The sequence below is a fragment of the Nitrososphaerales archaeon genome, from assembly GCA_025058425.1.
Classification (GTDB): domain Archaea; phylum Thermoproteota; class Nitrososphaeria; order Nitrososphaerales; family JANXEG01; genus JANXEG01.
In genome coordinates this window covers 1-2,542 of the sequence record JANXEG010000083.1, presented here as the reverse complement: position 1 = coordinate 2,542, position 2,542 = coordinate 1, and the positions used below count along the sequence as shown (strand labels likewise).

3 protein-coding genes are annotated in these 2,542 nt (G+C 41.3%); 2 read left to right on the top strand and 1 reads right to left on the bottom strand.

Features of this window, described 5'->3' with window-relative positions; translation table 11 throughout:
- Together NZ896_06770 and NZ896_06765 are read left to right on the top strand one after the other, a co-directional pair.
- Positions 1-180 (top strand): hypothetical protein (locus tag NZ896_06770; protein MCS7117146.1); only part of this gene is annotated, 180 nt, incomplete at its 5' end.
- Positions 177-1,643 carry a (Fe-S)-binding protein gene (locus NZ896_06765; protein MCS7117145.1) on the top strand — a complete coding sequence of 489 codons (1,467 nt, stop codon included), beginning with the start codon at positions 177-179 and terminating at the stop codon, positions 1,641-1,643. The genes NZ896_06770 and NZ896_06765, both read left to right, overlap by 4 nt.
- A gap of 59 nt (positions 1,644-1,702) precedes the next feature.
- Here NZ896_06765 and NZ896_06760 read toward each other — a convergent pair whose 3' ends face one another.
- A complete protein-coding gene (locus NZ896_06760) occupies positions 1,703-2,440 on the bottom strand; it encodes a ZIP family metal transporter (protein ID MCS7117144.1) in 738 nt (245 codons plus the stop codon).
- Positions 2,441-2,542 lie beyond the last annotated feature (102 nt).

The window sequence follows — 2,542 nt, the reverse complement described above, 5'->3', positions numbered from 1 at the left end:
ATGCATATGATCGGGGTCATACTAAGCCCGACGAGAAATCAGAGGAATATTGCGAGAGCCAAAAGACACATCAACCCTTGGAATGATAAGGTAAAGGTTGAGATCAGACCTTGGGAAGATTACTACAATGAATATAAGGAAGAGTTAGAGGAAATCGGGTCTGAAGGTGAGAGGAAGTGAAGATAGATACTACCTATCCATCGATGAAGTACAGATTGTATGCGACGAAGAAGAAGGATATGGATATATTAAAACTCCCATTCCCAAGAGAATGGAGCCATAAAGACTTCAACCTCCCACCAAACTGGAAAGAAGTGGCTCTTAATAAGTTGAAAGAGTTAAAAGGGAGGTACCGTTCTCTTCAGTTATTCCTCGATATATGTGTGCAGTGTGGTGCTTGTACCGATAAATGCCCATTCTTTCTTGGAACCCTTGACCCTCATAATATGCCCGTGGCAAGGCAGGAGTTATTGAGATCTATCTATAGAAGGTACTTTACATTAACAGGTAGGCTCTTCAGGAGTCTGGTAGGTGCTAAAGAGCTCGATGAAGGTATGATTAATCTTTGGTATACTTACTTCTACCAATGCTCCGAATGTAGGAGATGCTCGGTCTTTTGTCCTTATGGAATAGATACAGCCGAGATTACAAGAGCGGCGAGAGAGGTACTTGCGGCAATAGGTTTAACGCCTAGATCCCTCACAGAGTCGATAGCAAAGTGCCATCTGGTCGGGAATCACATGGGCATACCCCCTGCAGCACTCCTTAGCTCGATTCAACTTGTCGAGGAAGAGATAAAGGAGGAAACTGGAGTTGAGGTCAAGGTTCCTATAAATAAAAAAGGCGCGGAGATCCTGTTCATCACACCTTCAGCAGACTTCTTTGGAGGACCACATTGGGGTACATTTAAGGGATGGGTGAAACTATTTCATCATATCGGGCTCGATTATACGATCAGTACTTACGCTAGTGAAGGTGGTAACTTTGGGACCTGGTTAACTTATGAAACTATGAAGAAGCTGAATAAGAAGATCGTTGCCGAAGCGAAAAGGCTAGGTGTAAAATGGCTACTTGGAGGGGAGTGTGGGCATATGTGGAGGGTCATTCATGCATTTATGGGTACGATGAACGAACCTCTGGATTTTCTTGAAGAGCCAAAATCACCGATCACGGGGACTAAATTTAAAAGGGCGGCATCGACCAAGTTCGTCCATATATGTGAATTTACGGCAGATCTTATAAAGCATGGTAAGCTTAAACTTAACCCTAAAGCAAATGACCAATACATCGTAACCTACCATGATTCTTGTAATCCGGCAAGGGTCATGGGCTTGATCGAAGAACCGAGGTACATACTGAAGCATGTATGTAACAACTATGTGGAGCTCGATCCTAACTTAAATAGGGAAAAGACTATGTGTTGCTGCTCGGGAGGTGGATTGTTAGCAGATGAACTTTTAGAGTTAAGGCTAAAGGCTGTTAAACCGAAGATAGATGCGATAAAAGCGACCGGGGCGAACTTTCTTGCATGTATCTGTGCGATCGATAAAGCCGCTTTTTCTGATTACTTTTCACACCTTAAAATACCGATAGCGGTTGGAGGAGTGCACGAGCTCGTCGGAAATGCTTTGATTATGAGTTAAACACTCATAATCGAATACCTTATATTTTATAATCTGAATTATGAATTCTTGCGATTCGATCATTCGAAGATAATCTTTAAAGACCACATTATTATTACACCTAGAAGCAAAGCCATAAATTGATGGATAGAATCTTTAACATTCACCCTTTTATGGAGCTCGGGAAAGAGGTCTGTTGCACCAATATAGATAAAACCTCCTGCAGCCAAAGAAACTAGAGGTGGTAGAAGATATTCGATATAACTAGCGAGGTAGTAAGTGGAGATTGCACCGAGGATCGAGCTTACCTGAGCTACAAAATTATACAATAAAGCCCTCATTTTATCGAAACCTCCATATAGAAGGACACCAAAGTCCCCAACTTCCTGCGGCACTTCATGTATAATCACCGCAATAGCGGTTATTATACCCAACTCTACACTAACTAAAAAGCTCGTAGCAATGATGACACCATCTATACAATTGTGAATGCTATCCCCTATGAGATTTAAATAGGCGAATGCATGAATTTTACATTCTATATCATGGCAATGCCTCCATCGTAGAAACTTCTCCAGAATGAAAAATATTAAAATACTTGAGAGGACATAAGCGAATCCCATCTCGCCACCTATTTCATAACCCTCAGGTATCAGATGGAGAAAGGCACCTCCCAATAGTGCGCCAGATGCGAAAGCCACTAAAGTCATCAGAATTTTATTAATTACCGCTCTATTAAAGGGTAAGAATAGGATTCCAATAAGTGATATAGAGCTGTTTAATAGGACGAAGAAGATGATCAATAACAATGTCTGCATAATTCAACCCTCCTCTCTTTCGTGCAGATCTTATTTAAGTTTACCTAAATTCCCTTTTTAAGATCGATGAAGATCGACCCTAGGATTCGAGATAATTTAGAT

What these genes read in the sequence shown, in the direction of transcription:
- NZ896_06760 (MCS7117144.1), bottom strand. Translation starts at nt 2,440, where the DNA reads ATGCAGACATTGTTATTGATCATCTTCTTCGTCCTATTAAACAGCTCT.